This window comes from Pseudomonas sp. B7, assembly GCF_016735645.1.
GTDB lineage: Bacteria > Pseudomonadota > Gammaproteobacteria > Pseudomonadales > Pseudomonadaceae > Aquipseudomonas > Aquipseudomonas glycinae.
Map to the genome: position 1 here is coordinate 22,015 of NZ_JAERRE010000006.1, position 17,469 is coordinate 39,483.

The window sequence follows — 17,469 nt, forward strand, 5'->3', positions numbered from 1 at the left end:
GCTGCGATGTACCAATCCCCCAGTTGGTTGCATGAGTTGTGGATTGCCCGCGAAGCCTTGTGGCAAGGCTTTCTGACCAGCGTGCAGGTGTCGGCGCTGGCCATTCTGTTCGGCACGGTCATCGGCGTTTTCGCCGGTCTGGTGCTGACCTACGGCAAGTTCTGGATGCGCGCGCCGTTCCGCTTTTATGTCGACCTGATTCGCGGTACGCCGGTGTTCGTGCTGGTGTTGGCGTGCTTCTACATGGCTCCGGCGCTTGGTTGGCAGATCAGCGCATTTCAGGCCGGCGCATTGGGTCTGACGCTGTTTTGCGGCTCCCACGTGGCCGAAATCGTGCGCGGCGCGTTGCAGGCGTTGCCACGCTGGCAGATGGAAGCCGGCAAGGCCATCGGTCTGACGTTCTATCAGTCCCTCGGCTACGTGCTGTTGCCTCAGGCGCTGCGGCAGATCCTGCCGACCTGGGTCAACTCGTCCACGGAAATCGTCAAGGCCTCGACCTTGCTGTCGGTGATCGGCGTGGCCGAGCTGTTGCTCAGCACCCAGCAAATCATCGCCCGGACGTTCATGACCCTGGAGTTTTACCTGTTCGCCGGTTTTCTGTTCTTCGTCATCAACTACGGCATCGAATTACTCGGCCGGCACATTGAAAAGCGGGTGGCCCTGCCATGACTCAAGCTCAAGTTTCCAACGTCCAGAACGGTCAGCCCTTGCTGGACATCCGTGGCCTGCACAAGCAATACGGCGCGGTCGAAGTGCTCAAGGGCGTCGACCTGAGCATGCAGCGTGGCAACGTGGTGACGCTGATCGGCTCCAGCGGTTCGGGCAAGACCACGCTGCTGCGCTGCGTGAACATGCTCGAGGAATTCCAGGGCGGGCAGATCCTGCTCGACGGCGAATCCATCGGCTATGACGAACTCAACGGCAAACGCGTGCGCCACCCGGAAAAAGTCATTGCTCGCCATCGGGCGATGACCGGCATGGCGTTTCAGCAATTCAACCTGTTCCCGCATCTCACCGCGTTGCAAAACGTCACGCTCGGCCTGCTCAAAGTCAAAAAGATGCACAAGGACGAAGCCGTGGTCCTGGCCGAGAAATGGCTGGATCGGGTCGGCCTGCTGGAGCGGCGCAATCACTTTCCCGGTCAGTTGTCCGGGGGTCAGCAGCAGCGCGTGGCGATTGCCCGGGCGATTGCGATGAACCCGAGCCTGATGCTGTTCGACGAAGTCACTTCGGCCCTCGATCCGGAACTGGTCGGCGAAGTGCTGAACGTGATCAAAGGCCTGGCCGAGGACGGCATGACCATGTTGCTGGTGACCCACGAAATGCGTTTTGCCTTCGAGGTCTCGGACAAGATCGTTTTCATGAATCAGGGGCGCATCGAAGAGCAGGGGCCTCCCAAGGAACTGTTCGAGCGCCCTCAATCGCCGCGGCTGGCGGAATTTCTCAAAAGCACGCGGTTCTGACTTTTCACTTTTTCAATCAGGAGAAACACCCATGAGCATTACTCGTTACGGCACCGGCAGCACCGCCGCTGGCGGCCAGCCGCGCCCATTCGCCCGCGCCGTTGAAGCCGATGGCTGGCTGCACGTTTCCGGGCAGGTGCCGGCGGTGGATGGCGAGATCATTGTGGGCGGCATCGTCGAGCAGACGCACCAGACCATGAAGAACCTGATCGCGATTCTCGAAGAGGCCGGTTATGGCCTGGAAGATGTAGTGCGCGCCGGCGTGTGGCTGGACGATCCGCGGGATTTCACCAGTTTCAACAAGGTCTTCGGCGAGTACTTCAAGCCTGAACACGCACCGGCCCGAGCCTGCGTACAGGCGAGCATGATGGTCGACTGCAAGGTCGAGATCGACTGCATTGCTTACAAGAAGAAGGCTTGAGAGGTGTGGCGTTGCTGAGTCCATAGCTCCCTCACCCTGGCCCTCTCCCCCAGGAGAGGGGACTGATTTCCATCGATGCAGATTGTTGTGTCAGACGATGGCATTTGCATCGATGCGATCAGGCTCCCTCTCCCTCCGGGCGGTCCGACGTTTCGGAAGGGCGGGGGGTGAGGGCTGCGATCCAACTGACACAACGCCAAGGGCCAGTTACCATCCCGGCATCTTTTAAGGGAACCACAGAAATGACCGAAGACACCATCAAGCGCCGGGCACGCGGTCTGGACCGGGCGTTCGATATCCTCGATTTCCTCAAGGAAATCGGCCAGCCACTGCGCCCGAACGATATCGCCAACGGTATCGGCAGCCCGAAATCCACGGTCTACGAACTGGTGGCGTCATTGCTCGAACGTCGGATTCTGGAGCCGGTGGGCAAGGACGGTCACGTCTATCTCGGTCGTCAGCTGTACTTCCTCGGCCAGGCGCACTTGCGGCATTTCGACCTCAGTCGCGAGGCCGATCACGCCTTGCAGGAGATCGTCAGCCAGACCCGGGAAACCGCGCAGATGTGCCTGCTCAACGGGCGCAAATACACGGTGGCGCTGATGAAGGAGGGCGAGCGGCATTTCCGCATTTCTTCCGATATCGGCGAAAACGCGCCAATCCCGTGGACCGCCTCGGGACGCCTGCTGCTGGCGCACTTGAGTGACCAGCAGATCAGCGACTTGATCGACCCCGACGACTTCATCCTGCCGGATGGCGAACGTCTGCCGATGGAGACGTTTCTGGCGGAAATCCGTCAGGCCGGCATCGACGGTTTCTTCTCCTTCGACAGTGTCGCCGACACCTTTACCCACTGCTTCGCCGCCCCGGTCAAAGACCCTCAAGGCGTTGCCATCTGCACCCTGTGCATCGTCGCCCCGCGTGCCGATGCCAAGAACAATTACAACGACTATCGCCGGGTCTTGATCGAGAGCGCCAACAGCCTCGCCCGGCGAATCAACGAATAACCGCGCCTGCCTGCGGGCGCGACTGTGAGGAGTTCGACCATGACGACTGCCAACAACACTGCTGCCGTGGAAAAGGGCGACGCCGCCCTCGGCGCGCAACTGGTGCGTGACATCAGCCTGCCCGCGCTGGTGCTGCACCGCGAAGCGCTGGAGCACAACATCCGCTGGATGCAGAAGTTCGTCAGCGACAGCGGCGCCGAACTCGCGCCCCACGGCAAGACCAGCATGACCCCGGCGCTGTTTCGTCGTCAGCTCGAAGCCGGCGCGTGGGGCATCACCCTGGCCAGCGCGACCCAGACCCGAGCTGCTTACGCCCACGGCGTGCGCCGGGTGTTGATGGCCAACCAACTGGTCGGTACGCCGAACATGGCGCTGATTGCCGATCTGCTGGCGGCCGATTCCGGCTTCGATTTCTATTGCATGGTCGATCACCCGGACAACGTCGCCGATCTGGGCGCTTATTTCGCATCGCGCGGTGTGCGTCTGAACGTGATGATCGAATACGGCGTGGTCGGCGGCCGTTGCGGTTGCCGCAGCGAGCAGGAAGTCATTGAACTGGCCAAGGCTATCGGTACGCAACCGGCGCTGGCCTTGACCGGTATCGAAGGTTACGAAGGCGTGATCCATGGCGATCACGCCGTCAGCGGCATCCGTGAATTCGCGGCTTCGCTGGTACGCCTGGCCGTGCAGTTGCAGGACAGCGGCGCATTCGCCATTGCCAAGCCGATCATCACTGCGTCGGGTTCGGCGTGGTACGACCTGATTGCCGAATCGTTCGAAGCGCAGAACGCTGGCGGGCGTTTCCTCAGCGTGCTGCGTCCCGGCAGTTACGTGGCCCACGACCATGGCATCTATAAAGAGGCGCAGTGCTGCGTGCTCGACCGTCGCAGCGACCTGCACGAAGGCCTGCGTCCGGCGCTGGAAGTCTGGGCCCACGTGCAGTCAATGCCGGAACCGGGCTTCGCGGTGATTGCCCTGGGCAAGCGTGACGTGGCGTTCGATGCCGGGATGCCGGTGCCGCTGCTGCGTTACAAGGCCGGCGTGCTGCCGGCGGTGGGCGACGATGTCGGCGCCTGCAAGGTGACGGCGGTAATGGACCAGCACGCGTTCATGACCGTGGCGCCGGGCGTGGAGTTGCGCGTGGGCGACATCATTTCCTTCGGCACTTCGCACCCATGCCTGACCTTCGACAAGTGGCGCGTGGGGCTGCTGGTGGACGAGCAACTGTCGGTGATCGAAACCATGGAAACCTGTTTCTGATGAGCGCGCTCAGTCCTTTGGGTCCGAACCCCCCGCGCATCGCCCTGATCGGCGAATGCATGATCGAACTCCAGCAACGTGCCGACGGCAGCCTGCAACAGAGCTTTGGCGGCGACACACTGAACACGGCGGTCTATCTGTCCCGCGCCATGGGCGACAAGGCGCAGGTCGATTACGTCACGGCGCTGGGCGACGACAGTTTCAGTGACGCGATGTGCCGCATATGGGCCGACGAAGGCATTGGTCTGGATCTGGTCCAGCGCTTGCCCGGTCGTTTGCCGGGCCTGTATTGCATTCAAACGGACGCTGCCGGCGAACGTCGTTTCCTTTACTGGCGCAACGAAGCCGCTGTGCGCGACTGCTTCACCACGCCGGCGTCCGCGCCGATTCTGGCGGCGCTGGCGGATTACGACGTGCTGTATTTCAGCGGTATCACGCTGGCGGTACTCGGAGCCCTGGGTCGGGAAAAACTGATCGAGACCTTGATCGAGGCCCGCCAGCGTGACGCGCGAATCGTCTTCGACAACAACTACCGCCCACGCCTGTGGGCTTCGGTGGAAGAGGCGCGGGCGGCGTATCGCAGCGTGTTGCCCCATGTCGATCTGGCGTTGCTGACGGTGGACGACGAACAGGCGCTGTTCCATTTCGAAGACTGTGACGCGGTGTTTGAAGCGTACGCGCAGATCGGCACGCCGGAAGTGGTGCTCAAGCGTGGCGCTGAAGCGTGCTTGATCCGTTGTGACGGGGAAGCGTTTGAAGTCCCGGCGCAGAAGGTCGAGACAGTGGTGGACACCACGGCTGCGGGGGATTCGTTCAGTGCGGCGTATCTGGCGAGTCGCTTGTCGGGCGCAAGCCCTGCGCAAGCGGCGGAGGCGGGACACCGCTTGGCCAGTCAGGTCATTCAAGTGCCCGGGGCGTTGATCCCTAAAGCTTGATTCCGATCCCTGAAGGCGCTGCCGAAAGCCGCGCCTTCAGGGCACTGGATCAGTCGCGGTAAAACACCTGCACCAGGTGATACCCAAATTTACTCTTGATCGGCCCGTGCACGGTGCGCAGCGGTTTCTTGAAGATCACCGCATCGATCGCACCGACCATCTGCCCCGGCCGCACTTCACCCAGATCGCCGCCGCGCTTGCCGGACGGGCAGGTCGAAAATTTCTTCGCCAGCACATCGAACGCTTCACCGTTGGCGATGCGTTGTTTGAGTTTTTCAGCCTCTTCGGCGGTTTTCACCAGAATGTGGCGGGCTTGGGCTTTCATCGTGCAATACCTGTAGCGGGGTGACGGCGGGGCGCGGATTATGCCTCAAGTCACGGGTTTTGGCTGATCATCGTGCGGATCTTGCCGGCCAGCTGTTCGATGGAAAACGGCTTGGCGACCATGTCCATGCCGTCTTCGAGGAAGCCCTGACGCTCGGCGGCTTTCTGCGCGTAACCGGTCATGAACAACACTTTGAGCCTCGGACGATGTTGACGGGCGATCTCTGCCATTTGCCGACCGTTCATGCCCGGCAGGCCGACGTCGGTCACCAGCAGGTCCACCCGCAGGTCGGATTCCAGTAGCGGCAAGGCACCCTTGGCGTCTTCGGCCTCATGGGCGCGATAACCCAGCTCCTTGAGCAGGTCCATGACCAGCATGCGCACTGCCGGATCGTCCTCGACCACCACCACGGTTTCGCCAGTGGCGACAGCCGGAGCCTCGGCAACCGCTTCGATTGCCGGCTGCTCCGCTTCCAGTGCATACAAACGCGGCAAGTACAGGCGCACGCAGGTGCCCTGGCCCGGCAGGCTGTCGAGGCTGACGTGCCCTCCCGATTGCTGGGCAAAGCCATAAATCATCGACAAGCCGAGCCCGGTGCCTTGCCCGATGGGTTTGGTCGTAAAGAACGGATCGAACGCTTTGGAACGTACTGAAGGCGTCATGCCGGTGCCGTTGTCGCTCACCGCCAGCATCAGGTAATCACCGGCCTTGACCGGTTCGAGGGTAGTGATGTCGTTGCCGTCGAGGTAGACGTTGGCCGTTTCGATCAGTAGTTCACCGCCGTCCGGCATGGCATCGCGGGCGTTGATCACCAGGTTGAGCAGGGCGTTTTCCAGTTGGCTGACATCGGTGCTGACCGGCCATACATTGTCGGCCAGGCGCAACTTGAGCTCGATCGGATCACCTTTAGTGCGGCGGATCAGGTCTTCCAGCGAGTGGATCAGTTCATTGACGTCGATAGTCTTGCGATCCAGCGACTGACGCCGGGAGAACGCCAGCAGACGGTGGGTCAATGCCGCCGCGCGGTTGGCCGAAGACACCGCCGCGTCGGTGAAACGGCCGATCTCATCGGCGCGGCCACTGGCGATGTAGCGTTGCATCAGGTCGAGGCTGCCGATGATGCCGGTCAGCATGTTGTTGAAGTCGTGGGCGATGCCGCCGGTGAGCTGGCCGACCGCTTCCATTTTCTGTGCGTGACGCAGAGCGTCTTCGGCGCGCTCGCGTTCGAACATTTCGTTCTGCAAACGCTGGTTGGCCTGGGCCAGTTGTTCGGTGCGCGCACTCACACGCTCCTCAAGGGTTTCATTGAGGTTGCGCAGGGCTTCTTCGGTCTTTTTGCGTTCGGTTTCGTCGATCACGAAGATGTAGAAACCGTTCACTGCACCGTCCGCACCGTGGCGCGGCAGGTAATTCATCAAGGCATGCCGCTGGCTGCCGTCGCGGTGCGGCGTGTACAGGCTGAACGAGCAGGGGCGACCGGCGAGTGCTTCGGCGATGTAAGGTGCCCGCAGGAAATAGGCCTCTTCGCCGATCACCTCGCGGATCGTGCGACCGTACAGCTCCTGCGGCGTGAGCCCGTACCAGTCGAGGTACGCGGCGTTGTTCAGGCGAAAGCGTTCCTCGTGGTCGACATAACTGATCAGGATCGGCATGGCGTTGATGATCAGTTGCAGCTCGGTCTGACTTTGCCGCAATGCCTGTTCGGTGTGCTTGCGTTCGGTCAGATCCAGCGCAGCGCCGAGAAAGCGCGTCGGCCGACCATGATGATCCTTGTAGCAACGCCCGCGGGCGAACACCCAGCGCAGTTCGCCGTTGGCCTGCAGCAGGCGGTATTCCTCGGCGTATTCGGTGCCGTGGGTAATGCAATGCTTGATACTGCGGGCGATCATTGCGCGGTCTTCGGGGTGCACGCCGTGCAGATACTCGCTGATCGGCAACTGACCGGCCAGCGCCGGATCGACACCGTGCAACTGGGCGAAATGCGCGTCGGCAATGAAGCGGTCTTCGCCGATGTCCCAATCCCAGGTGCCGACCGCATCGGTGGCTGCCAACGCCAGTTGCAGGCGTTCTTCGCTTTCGCGCTGGGCCTTGAGGCTGTCTTCGGAGCGCTGCTGCAGTTCTAGGGCAATGCGTCGGCGTTCGTTGGTTTCGATGGCGGTGACCAGAATTCCGGCCACCTGCGCGCTTTCGTCGCGGATTGGACTGTAGGTCAGGTCAAGCCAGAAGTCGGACTCCTGGCCGTCCCGTTGCAGGGTGAAGCGTCGTTCGCTGTAGGTTCGCACCTGGCCCTGTAGGACGGCGCTGTAAATAGGGTCGGTAAAGTCTCGAAGTTCCGGCCATATCTGGTGCGCTGGTTGTCCGAAAGCGTGCGGATGCTTGTTGCCGGCCAGCAGCGCGAAGCCGTCGTTGTAGATCTGGGTCAATTGCGGGCCCCACAACAGCAGCATCGGCATCGGCGAGTGAAGCACGATGTCCACCGCGGTGCGCAGGCTCTGAGGCCAGGTGCCGGCGGCGCCCAGCGGGCTGCGGCTCCAGTCGGTTCGGGCGATCAATGTCTGGGCGGCGTTGGTGTTCGGTACAGCGTTCATCACATCAATCCTGGGCGTCGGTCGGTGAGGCGGCGTCTATTATGCTAGAGCGGTAGACGCTGTAAGGCCCGTCGCGTCACGACGCACGGTCTTAAGTCCATTGAAAGCTTCGCAGGTGCTTTTGGCCATGGAAATCGACGCATTGCTCAAACAACTGGCGAGCCGCCACGGTTCGGATCTGTTCCTGTCCACGGGCGCACCGCCGAGTGCGCGGTTCGACGGGGTGCTGACGCCCTTGAACGATCAGCCCTTCAAGCCCGGCGAAGTGGCGACTGTCGCCACCTCCCTGATGGACGCCGAGCAGCGCCGGGAGTTCGACCGGGATCTGGAAATGAACCTGGCGATTTCCCGTACCGGCATCGGCCGCTTCCGGGTCAATATATTCAAACAGCGCAACGATGTGTCAATCGTGATCCGTAACGTCAAACTCGACATTCCGCGATTCGAAGACCTCAAATTGCCAGCGGTATTGCTGGAAACGGTGATGCTCAAACAGGGGCTGATCCTGTTTGTCGGTGCTACGGACTCGGGCAAGTCGACCTCGCTGGCGGCATTGATCGATCATCGCAATCGCCATAGCAGCGGGCACATCATCACCATTGAAGACCCGGTGGAATATATCCATCGCCACAAGAAATCGATCATCAACCAGCGCGAAGTCGGGGTCGATACCCGCAGCTTTCACGCTGCACTGAAAAACACCCTGCGCCAGGCCCCGGACGTGGTGCTGATCGGCGAGATCCGTGACCGCGAGACCATGGAGCATGCGCTGGCTTTCGCCGAAACCGGGCATCTGGTCCTGTCGACTTTGCACGCCAACAACGCCAATCAGGCGCTGGACCGGATCATCAATTTCTTTCCCGAAGAGCGTCGCCCGCAATTGCTGCACAGTTTAGGCAATCATTTGAAGGCCTTCGTTTCCCAACGTCTGGTACGCACGCTTGATGGCCAGCGACGGGCGGCAGTGGAAGTCATGTTGGGGTCGCCCACCATTGCCGACCTCATTCGTCGCAATGAACTGGGCGAGTTGAAAGTCATCATGGAAAAATCCACAGAGCTGGGCATGCAGACTTTCGATGACGCACTTTACAAGTTGGTGGCTGAAGGTGTTTTAAGTGTGCAGGAGGCACTTAAACATGCGGACTCAATCAATAATTTGAAGTTGAAGTTGAAGTTGAAGTTGGAGCGCCAAGGCGAGACGCCCACTTCAAGTTCGGGTGAATGGGGGCTGGCTGATTGAAGGGGTTGATTTCAGCCTCGGTTTGTTTGATTGAAATGTTGTCTCATGAATAACGACTGGAAAGTTTGTTGGGTGGAAGTAGGATCGCCTCCGCCAAGCAGGCATACATTGTTATTCATGAGGGAACTATGAGCTATAAAGCGAACGAGAAATTTTTCAAGTATGCAGCCGGTATAGACACGCAACAGCGCCTCGATGCTGATGCATCAGAGCGCAATCTGGTATTGGCGGAACTTAAGTTGAGTCTGGCGAACAGTGCGACAGACCAGAAAATTCTGGGATGGGACTACCAGATCGAATTGCAAAAGAACTCTTCTCTGGATTTGATTCATGCGCCTGGCAAGGCGCTCTTGAGTAGCTTGACCCAAACAGTTGCCATGCAAAGTCTGTTGCTGGGCCTGACGCAGCAGGACCGGCCGCCGATTTGCGTTGCTCAGTCGGGAAAAATGGAAGTATTCGCTCCAGATGGCTGGATTGATTTCAAGGATCACAAGAATCGCGAAGGGTTGGGATTCGATCACTCGGTGTTGTCGCTGATAACGGATATCGCCAAGGAATCGGGTGGGTATGTATGGACAGACAACGAAATTACCGTGGAACAATGGCTGGGGTTTCATGGCTATGATGTGCCCACTACGGCCGCTCAGCTGAATAATCTGATTGCTTACTTCGAGTTCGATTTTCCGGAAGTTGATGAACTTGGGAACTATAGCGGACAACTCGTCGTGGACGATAAATCATTCATTACGTTGTCTTCCGAACAATGCCTGGCGATCAAAAACGTCACGTCTCAGCAATTACCCAGTCAATCCAGGTTGCTGGACAGTTTGATGTCGGGTTCCCGGATCGGGGTCGCAGTGCATGACAATGCCGCGGTGTTGTTAAAACAAGTCATTGGCCATTCGATATCGCAGGACTGGGCGCGCTCATGCCTGCAGCGGTTGGGCTGGTATGGCTCGCAGGCGGGGCAGACGATGTCCGAGTCGCAACTTGACCAGCTGTTGGTGACCGCGCTGTTGCTGGATATCAATCCATTTATCGGCAAGCCGCAGAACAGAAAGTCTATTGGCAGTTACGAGATGTACTCGTCACGTTATCTCGGCAGGCCGGCATCGGTTGTCCTGGAGGGATTGCGTGATCATATGGTGAACAATCAATGGGTCAGGCACGATTCGGCACCGCTGGCGATTCATTTGTGTCTGGCACAGGTTGCCCCTGAATTCATTGTCAGGCAGGTTCCGACCTCCATCACGATCGGATCGCTCGAGTGGGTGGCTTTCTGTCGGGGTGTCGCTTTGGTCGAAGCAGTCGTTCAAGGCGCTGCGCGCGTGATGACTTATGCGCAGATCATGGCGTATGCGCAGCTGGAGCCAGTCAGTCAGGCGCTGGCCGATGTGCATACGCTGGCATTGATCGATCCGATCGTGGACTGGGCGTTGATCAACGCAGTCGTCACTGAAACCGAGCTGAAGCAGGACGAGCAGGCGACAACGCAGCGGGCCATCGTCGCCTATCAGCAATACGTGGCGAATTTCTCTCAGGTCAGCATTGCCTATTCCACGCCACTGCCTGACCGCAGGGCCATCGCCAGGGCAGCGCTGGAGCCTGCCACCCCGGGGTGCGACTTTCTGGAAAAGCCGCGGCTCAATCAGCGTCCTGGACTTGGGGCGTCTCCGACCACCATGTCGATGATCGACCTGCACATGTCCGGCGACCTCACAACACAGCAGTGGAACTTTCGCCCTGTCTTTCCAGACAGCAAGGCACCTGATCTGCTATCCCAGATAACCGGCAGCAGACCTGCACTTCACGATCCATCGGTCGTGAGCATTTACCGCCGCTATCCACAACTGTTGAGGTTGGTAGATAACAATGTCGAATTCATCCGTCAGCTGCGCAGTCATCTGGACCAGTTGAACGAAGCCCTGGCCACAACCCTCAAGCTGGCGCTGTCGCGGATGTCCTATTTCGACCTGCAGGATGTGCTGCGCGGTGAATTGACGTTTCTGACCGTACGTGACTCTGCCGTCATCACTCGTACCACTCCAATAGGCGGGCCGTTGACCCGAGAAGAGCCCGTCGAGAGCCAGGCCGGAAAGGATGCCGCGACGGGACGGTTCGGTGTTGTCATGTGTGCCACCCATGGCGGCAAAACGAGTTGCTATGAAGTGTTCACCTTGCGGGGTGAAATCCACCGTAACGATGAACTGGCCAGGCTGATCGTCAGCAGTGGCAAGCTCCAGGCCCCGGCCCGGGTGGATTTCAAGGGCGATCTGAAGACCCATGTAGCACCGACTCCCAAACAGCGGTTGCCGATCAATATCAAGTGCTACATCGAAGGCGTGGCGAATGATTTCAAAGTCACGCGCAGCGAAGCGATTATCGACAAGTTGATTGTGTTGTCTGCACCGACAACGCCTTCGAAACCGAAAAACAGCGAGTACCAGAATTTCTCTGACCCGCGGATCGAGCAGATTTCGGCTCTTGTCGTGTCGCGGCATCCGTTGATGACCTTTGAGCAACTGCGGGCGGCCGCTACTGTGCCCACGGAACTCGAACGTGAGCGGGCAAAGGGTGAAGTGGTGGCGACCTACATCGTGGATCTCGCCGTGCCATTCAAACGCTGCATTCAGGACCTCAGTTCCGGCGAACACAATCTGGTGGTCGACGGCCTCTACGGTTGCGCCATGGATGCCATTGCACTAGTGGGCACCGTTGCGGGTGTTGCCAGCAAAACAGCTTCGATCGTGTCAAAGGCATCCTCGCTGACCACCAGACTGGGGCACCTCGCCAAGCTGGCAATTGCCACCGGGATTGCCATTTTCAACCCGCTGGATGACCTGCCTTCAGTCGTGCGCGGCACGGGCAAGCTGGTCTATAAGGGCGGGATGCGTTTGAGTCGGCAGACTCAGGAAATCATTGCCCTGGCCAAATCACAGATGAGTCATATCAAAGGCACTCACAAATCCGGGCGACTGCTCGGTACCCGTCACAACGCGATCGTCGGACAAGGCACCTGGCGCCCGAAAGCGGTCAGTGCCGACACCCTGACCGTCCTGGCTGCACGCGAAGACTTCCATTGGTACGCACTTGATCGCACGGGCAAGGCCTGGGGGCCAAAGCTGAGCCATTTCGCGATCGATTCGCCTTTCAGGGTGAGCCAATTCCATAAAACACTGCCGATCAGTTACACCCGGGCCGTCATCGAGAACAGCTTGCCGAAGGCCAAGGCGAAGATCGAACAGGCGATCAAGGCCCTTGGCGATCATGATTTCACCAAGGAACGGGATTTCATCATCAAGGCCTTTCTAGGCAGCAATACGTCGGATGCCAAGGACCGGTTGTTGAAATACCTGAAGCTGATCCGCACGGACTTCGCCGGTTTTTCCCTGAGCAATCTGATCCTTGACCCGTACAAGGACAACGGCAATATCGCCTCCTTCAATCCGCAGTTGTACCGGCAATGGATCGCCGCCAGCGCCAACGAGCGACCCAAGGTGATGTTCATGGAAATCTATACGCGCAATCTGAACGCTCATTTCATCGGGCACGCTTACAACCACGCTGTAGTGGCGGATGACCTGATTCACGAGATGCTGCACGGTGCAGCGCAGACTGAAGATGTCAGCTACGCCAGCGATACCGCTAAGAGTGGCGGCACTGACCAGATGCTGAACGTTGCGTCGCTGCTCAATCTTGCCAGCGGCAACCTTGCGACGGATGAGGACTGCGCCACGACGCAATACCACTCGGCAACCAAGGCCGTTGAAAACGCTGACTCACTGGCCTTGGTCATCTCGTTGCTCGGACAGTACTACACCGACAAACCGGAATTCGAGCGCAACTTCTACACGCTTGAAGCCTGTCTCGCGACCCGTCGCACCGGTGCGATTGCCGAACCGGTGGTGTTGACCCTGAACCGACCTGAATAATCCGTCTGCATTACAGAACAGCGCTCCTGGCACAGGAGCGCTGTTGTCAGCTGTTCAATTCCGGTCGATCGCGAAACTGCTCGAGCGCTTGCGGATTGGCCAGCGCATCGGTGTTTTTCACTGGTTCACCGTGCACCACATTGCGCACGGCCAGCTCCACCACTTTGCCGCTGATGGTGCGCGGAATGTCGGTGACCGCGACGATCTTCGCCGGCACATGGCGCGGTGTGGTGTTGGCACGGATCACCTGGCGGATCTGCTGTTGTAGCGTGTCATCCAGCGTTACGCCGTCCTTGAGGTGCACGAACAGCACCACGCGCACATCGTCCTGCCACTGTTGGCCGATGGCGACGCTGTCCAGCACCTCCGGGACTTTTTCCACCTGACGGTAGATTTCCGCCGTGCCGATGCGCACGCCGCCGGGGTTGAGCACGGCGTCGGAGCGGCCGTGAATCAGCATCCCGCCGTGGGGCAGTTGTTCGGCGTAGTCACCCTGGGCCCAGACGCCGGGGAACTGGCTGAAATAGGATTTGCTGAGTTTCTCGCCATCGGGATCGTTCCAGAGTCCGATAGGCACCGCCGGAAATGACCGGGTACACACCAGTTCGCCTTTTTCGCCAACGACCGGTTGCCCGGCGTCGTTCCACACTTCCACCGCCATGGCCAGGCTCTTGCCCATGATTTCGCCCCGGCGGACTGCTGACATCGGGTTGCCGTTGACGAAGCAGGACACGATGTCCGTACCGCCGGACATCGAGGACAAGCACACATCCGGTTTGAAGTCGCGATAGACGAAGTCATAACTCCGCGGTGACAGTGCGGAGCCGGTGCAAAGCAGGGTTTTCAGGTGGCTCAGGTCGTAGCTTTCACGCGGTTTGATGCCGCTGCTTTCCAAGGTCGCGAGAAATTTCGGACTGGTACCGAACACGCTGACCTGCTCGTCGTCCAGCAACTCCAGCAACCGCTCGTTGTCCGGATAAAACGGTGAACCGTCATACAGCACCACTGTGCTGCCGACCGCCAGTGCCGAGACCAGCCAGTTCCACATCATCCAGCCACACGTGGTGTAGTAGAACAACCGGTCGCCGGGACCCAGATCGACATGCAGCCCGTGTTCCTTGGCGTGTTGCAGCAACACGCCGCCGGTGCTGTGCACGATGCACTTCGGCACGCCGGTGGTACCGCTGGAATACAGCACGTACAGCGGATGATCGAACGGCACCGGGACGAAGTGCGGTTCATCGCCCGGTTCGTAGAAGTCGTCCCACAGCGTGACGTTGGCGGGTGTCCGGTAATCCGTGGCATGGGCTTGAGGTCGCGCGTAGGGCACGATGATCAGCTGTTGCAGTGACGGCAGCTGTTCGAGGATTTCATTGACCTTGACGGTCTGGTCGATCTCCTTGCCAGCGTAACGGTAGCCGGCGCAGGTGATCAGCACCTTCGGTTCGATCTGGCCGAAGCGGTCGATCACGCCGTGGGTGCCGAAGTCCGGCGAGGAGCATGACCAGATTGCGCCGAGACTGGTGGTCGCGAGCATCGCCACCAGGGTTTGCCAGGTATTGGGCATGCAGGCCGCAACCCGGTCGCCAACCACCACGCCGGCCGCTTGCAGGCTGGCCTGGAACCCGGCGACCTGCTGGGCCAGTTCGGCCCAGGTCAGCAGTTCACGCTGGCCGTTTTCCCCGATAGCGATGACAGCGATGGCATCGTCGCGTCGGCTCAACAGATGCTCGGCGAAGTTCAGGGTGGCGCCGGGAAACCACTCGGCACCCGGCATTTTCAGACCTCCGCGCAGAACGGCGTCCGGTTGGGTGTGAAAACTGATGTCGAAGAAATCCACGATCGCTTGCCAGAACGCTTCGCGCTGGTCGATGGACCATTGATGCAGGGCCGGGTAGTCGTCGAGCTTCAGGTGGTGGCGCTGATTGATGAAGCGCCGAAAGCCGTCCATGCGGGATCGGGCAATGCGTTTGGCATCGGGCTGCCAGAGAATGTCGGACATGGTTTGCCTCTTATTGTTGGTCAGAAGGCTCCCACGACAGCGTGGGAGCGATCATTTGCACGCTTACTGCGCGAGCCACCCGCCATCGATATTCCACGCGGCGCCACGCACCTGGCTGCCGGCCTCGCTGCACAGGAACAACACCAGTTCACCCAGGTGTGCAGGCGTGACGAACTCCAGCGATGGCTGTTTTTCGGCCAGCAAATCGTGTTGCGCCTGCTGCGGGTCCACGCCCTTGGCTGCGCGATCATCGATCTGCTTCTGCACCAGCGGCGTCAGCACCCAGCCCGGGCAGATGGCGTTGCAGGTGACGTTGCTGGCGGCGGTTTCCAGGCCGACCACCTTGGTCAGGCCGATCACCCCATGCTTGGCTGCCACGTACGCGGCTTTGCCGGTGGAACCGACCAGACCATGCACCGAGGCGATGTTGACGATTCGCCCCCAGCCCTTGGCGCGCATGCCCGGCAAACTCAGGCGAGTGCTGTGAAACACCGACGACAGGTTGATCGCGATGATCGAATCCCAGCGCTCCACCGGAAATTCTTCCACCGCCGCGACGTGCTGGATGCCGGCGTTGTTGACCAGAATGTCCACGCCGCCGAACTCGCGTTCGGCGTAGGCAATCATGTCGGCGATCTGGGCGGGATCGCTGACGTCCGCCGGGTGATGGCCGACCTTGCCGCCGAACTGCTCGACTTCGGCGATCACCTTGGAGGCGTCGCCAAAGCCGTTTAGGATCAGGTTGGCGCCAGCCTTGGCCAGCGTCAGGGCGATGCCCAGCCCGATTCCGCTGGTGGAGCCGGTAACCAGTGCGGTCTTGCCAGAAAGAGTCGTCATCAATACCTCACACAATGCCAGTAGCGTAGAAAGTGCCGATCACCACGAAAACCGCCAGGGTCTTGATCAGCGTAATACAGAAAATGTCCTTGTAGGCCTCACGGTGAGTCAGGCCAGTGACGGCGAGCAGGGTGATCACCGCGCCGTTGTGCGGCAGGGTGTCCATGCCGCCGCTGGCCATCGCGGCCACCCGATGCAGCACTTCCAGCGGAATGTTGGCGGCGTGGGCGGCGCTGATGAATTGTTCGGACATCGCTGCCAGCGCGATACTCATGCCGCCCGAAGCGGAACCGGTGATACCGGCCAGAAGGGTCACGGTGATCGCTTCGTTGACCAGCGGATTGGGAATGCTCTTGAGCCAGTCGGCCAGCACCAGGAAACCTGGCAGCGAGGCGATAACCGCACCGAAACCGTATTCCGACGCGGTATTCATCGCCGCCAGCAGTGCACCGCTGACTGCGCTTTTGCTGCCCTCGGCAAGCTTGCTTTTGATCGCTTTAAAGCCGAATGCCAGCACCATCAGGATGCCGACCAACAGGGCCGCCTGCACCGCCCAGATCGCCGTGAGTTTGGCGATCTCGGTGGTGACCGGTGCGGCCATGCCCGGCAGCGCGAGGCTGTGGGTCTTGCCATACCACTGCGGAATCCACTGGGTGAACAACAGGTTCATGATGCCCACCGCCAGCAGCGGCGACAGGGCGATCCATGGGTTCGGCAGTTTCAGGTCTTCGGCGGTTTCCGGTTCGTTGCGCAGTTCGGTGCCGTAGCCTTCACCGGCACGCTGCGCCTTGTTGCGCTGGCGCTGCAGGAACAGCATGCCGGCGCAGAACACGAAAATCGTGCCGATCACACCCAGCCATGGCGCCGCCCAGGCGGTGGTGTTGAAGAAGGTGCTGGGGATGATGTTCTGGATCTGCGGCGTGCCGGGCAGGGCGTCCATGGTGAACGAGAACGCGCCGAGGGCGATGGTCGCCGGGATCAGGCGCTTGGGGATGTTGCTCTGGCGGAACATTTCCGCTGCGAACGGGTAGACCGCGAACACCACGACGAACAGCGAAACGCCGCCGTAGGTGAGCAGGGCGCAGACCAGCACGATCACCAGCATCGCCTGGCGGGTGCCGAGCAAGCGAATCGCTGCCGCGACGATCGAGCGGGAGAAACCCGACAACTCGATCAGCTTGCCGAACACGGCGCCGAGCAGGAACACGGGAAAGTAGAGTTTGATGAAGCCGACCATTTTCTCCATGAACACCCCGGTGAAAGCAGGGGCGACGGCAGACGGGTCGGTGAGCAGGACGGCGCCGAGGGCGGCGATCGGGGCAAAAAGGATAACGCTGTAGCCACGATAGGCCGCGAGCATCAGCAGCGCGAGGGCTGCCAAGGCGATGATCACACTCATGGTGTGCTCCTTCGATTGTTATTTTTGTGGGTGGAACGGGTGTGGGGAGGGCTATAGCGA

General features: G+C 60.1%; 13 protein-coding genes. 8 read left to right on the forward strand and 5 right to left on the reverse strand.

Annotated elements, in window-relative coordinates; translation table 11 throughout:
- The first annotated feature begins 6 nt into the window (after positions 1–6).
- The 6 genes from JKA62_RS14840 to JKA62_RS14865 all read left to right on the forward strand — a co-directional run bounded on the left by JKA62_RS14840 (position 7) and on the right by JKA62_RS14865 (position 5,086).
- Complete coding sequence (locus JKA62_RS14840) at positions 7–669, forward strand: amino acid ABC transporter permease (protein ID WP_201818420.1); 663 nt, start codon at positions 7–9, stop codon at positions 667–669.
- On the forward strand, positions 666–1,463 hold the full coding sequence (locus tag JKA62_RS14845) for an amino acid ABC transporter ATP-binding protein (protein WP_201818422.1): 798 nt from the start codon (positions 666–668) through the stop codon (positions 1,461–1,463). Before JKA62_RS14840 ends, JKA62_RS14845 begins: the two co-directional genes overlap by 4 nt.
- A gap of 31 nt (positions 1,464–1,494) precedes the next feature.
- The gene (locus tag JKA62_RS14850) at positions 1,495–1,884 is read left to right on the forward strand and encodes a RidA family protein (protein ID WP_039768794.1); all 390 of its coding nucleotides are present in this window, start codon (positions 1,495–1,497) and stop codon (positions 1,882–1,884) included.
- A gap of 242 nt (positions 1,885–2,126) precedes the next feature.
- Complete coding sequence (locus tag JKA62_RS14855; protein WP_011334479.1) at positions 2,127–2,891, forward strand: IclR family transcriptional regulator; 765 nt, start codon at positions 2,127–2,129, stop codon at positions 2,889–2,891.
- A gap of 39 nt (positions 2,892–2,930) precedes the next feature.
- On the forward strand, positions 2,931–4,151 hold the full coding sequence (locus tag JKA62_RS14860) for an amino acid deaminase (protein ID WP_201818425.1): 1,221 nt from the start codon (positions 2,931–2,933) through the stop codon (positions 4,149–4,151).
- Positions 4,151–5,086: a sugar kinase gene (locus JKA62_RS14865; protein WP_201818427.1), complete on the forward strand. Its 936-nt coding sequence runs from the start codon at positions 4,151–4,153 to the stop codon at positions 5,084–5,086. The genes JKA62_RS14860 and JKA62_RS14865 overlap by 1 nt, the downstream gene beginning before the upstream one ends.
- Positions 5,087–5,135: 49 nt before the next feature.
- On the opposite strand, the gene JKA62_RS14870 is transcribed toward JKA62_RS14865, so the two are convergent.
- Positions 5,136–5,411 carry a peptidylprolyl isomerase gene (locus tag JKA62_RS14870; protein WP_007952044.1) on the reverse strand — a complete coding sequence of 92 codons (276 nt, stop codon included), beginning with the start codon at positions 5,409–5,411 and terminating at the stop codon, positions 5,136–5,138.
- A 50-nt stretch (positions 5,412–5,461) separates the two neighbouring features.
- Positions 5,462–7,999: a PAS domain-containing hybrid sensor histidine kinase/response regulator gene (locus tag JKA62_RS14875; protein WP_201818429.1), complete on the reverse strand. Its 2,538-nt coding sequence runs from the start codon at positions 7,997–7,999 to the stop codon at positions 5,462–5,464.
- A gap of 127 nt (positions 8,000–8,126) precedes the next feature.
- Here JKA62_RS14875 and JKA62_RS14880 point away from each other — a divergent pair, with 127 nt between their 5' ends.
- On the forward strand, positions 8,127–9,239 hold the full coding sequence (locus JKA62_RS14880) for a PilT/PilU family type 4a pilus ATPase (protein ID WP_011334475.1): 1,113 nt from the start codon (positions 8,127–8,129) through the stop codon (positions 9,237–9,239).
- Between the two features lie 128 nt (positions 9,240–9,367).
- Positions 9,368–13,171: a hypothetical protein gene (locus JKA62_RS14885; RefSeq protein ID WP_201818431.1), complete on the forward strand. Its 3,804-nt coding sequence runs from the start codon at positions 9,368–9,370 to the stop codon at positions 13,169–13,171.
- 46 nt (positions 13,172–13,217) lie between these two features.
- Here the strand turns inward: JKA62_RS14885 and JKA62_RS14890 are convergent, their stop codons facing one another.
- The 3 genes from JKA62_RS14890 to JKA62_RS14900 form a co-directional block, all read right to left on the reverse strand.
- On the reverse strand, positions 13,218–15,173 hold the full coding sequence (locus JKA62_RS14890) for an acetoacetate--CoA ligase (RefSeq protein ID WP_201818433.1): 1,956 nt from the start codon (positions 15,171–15,173) through the stop codon (positions 13,218–13,220).
- A 63-nt stretch (positions 15,174–15,236) separates the two neighbouring features.
- A complete protein-coding gene (hbdH, locus tag JKA62_RS14895) occupies positions 15,237–16,010 on the reverse strand; it encodes a 3-hydroxybutyrate dehydrogenase (protein ID WP_007952053.1) in 774 nt (257 codons plus the stop codon).
- Positions 16,011–16,017: 7 nt separating this feature from the next.
- A complete protein-coding gene (locus tag JKA62_RS14900; protein WP_007952055.1) occupies positions 16,018–17,409 on the reverse strand; it encodes a GntP family permease in 1,392 nt (463 codons plus the stop codon).
- Between the last annotated feature and the right edge of the window lie 60 nt (positions 17,410–17,469).

Bases quoted from the DNA above. Each gene is read 5' to 3' on its own strand.
- JKA62_RS14860 (WP_201818425.1), top strand. From the start codon at position 2,931: ATGACGACTGCCAACAACACTGCTGCCGTGGAAAAGGGCGACGCCGCC.
- JKA62_RS14855 (WP_011334479.1), top strand. From the start codon at position 2,127: ATGACCGAAGACACCATCAAGCGCCGGGCACGCGGTCTGGACCGGGCG.
- JKA62_RS14840 (WP_201818420.1), top strand. From the start codon at position 7: ATGTACCAATCCCCCAGTTGGTTGCATGAGTTGTGGATTGCCCGCGAA.
- JKA62_RS14850 (WP_039768794.1), top strand. From the start codon at position 1,495: ATGAGCATTACTCGTTACGGCACCGGCAGCACCGCCGCTGGCGGCCAG.
- JKA62_RS14865 (WP_201818427.1), top strand. From the start codon at position 4,151: ATGAGCGCGCTCAGTCCTTTGGGTCCGAACCCCCCGCGCATCGCCCTG.
- JKA62_RS14885 (WP_201818431.1), top strand. From the start codon at position 9,368: ATGAGCTATAAAGCGAACGAGAAATTTTTCAAGTATGCAGCCGGTATA.
- hbdH (WP_007952053.1), bottom strand. From the start codon at position 16,010: ATGACGACTCTTTCTGGCAAGACCGCACTGGTTACCGGCTCCACCAGC.
- JKA62_RS14845 (WP_201818422.1), top strand. From the start codon at position 666: ATGACTCAAGCTCAAGTTTCCAACGTCCAGAACGGTCAGCCCTTGCTG.
- JKA62_RS14875 (WP_201818429.1), bottom strand. From the start codon at position 7,999: ATGAACGCTGTACCGAACACCAACGCCGCCCAGACATTGATCGCCCGA.
- JKA62_RS14900 (WP_007952055.1), bottom strand. From the start codon at position 17,409: ATGAGTGTGATCATCGCCTTGGCAGCCCTCGCGCTGCTGATGCTCGCG.
- JKA62_RS14880 (WP_011334475.1), top strand. From the start codon at position 8,127: ATGGAAATCGACGCATTGCTCAAACAACTGGCGAGCCGCCACGGTTCG.
- JKA62_RS14890 (WP_201818433.1), bottom strand. From the start codon at position 15,173: ATGTCCGACATTCTCTGGCAGCCCGATGCCAAACGCATTGCCCGATCC.
- JKA62_RS14870 (WP_007952044.1), bottom strand. From the start codon at position 5,411: ATGAAAGCCCAAGCCCGCCACATTCTGGTGAAAACCGCCGAAGAGGCT.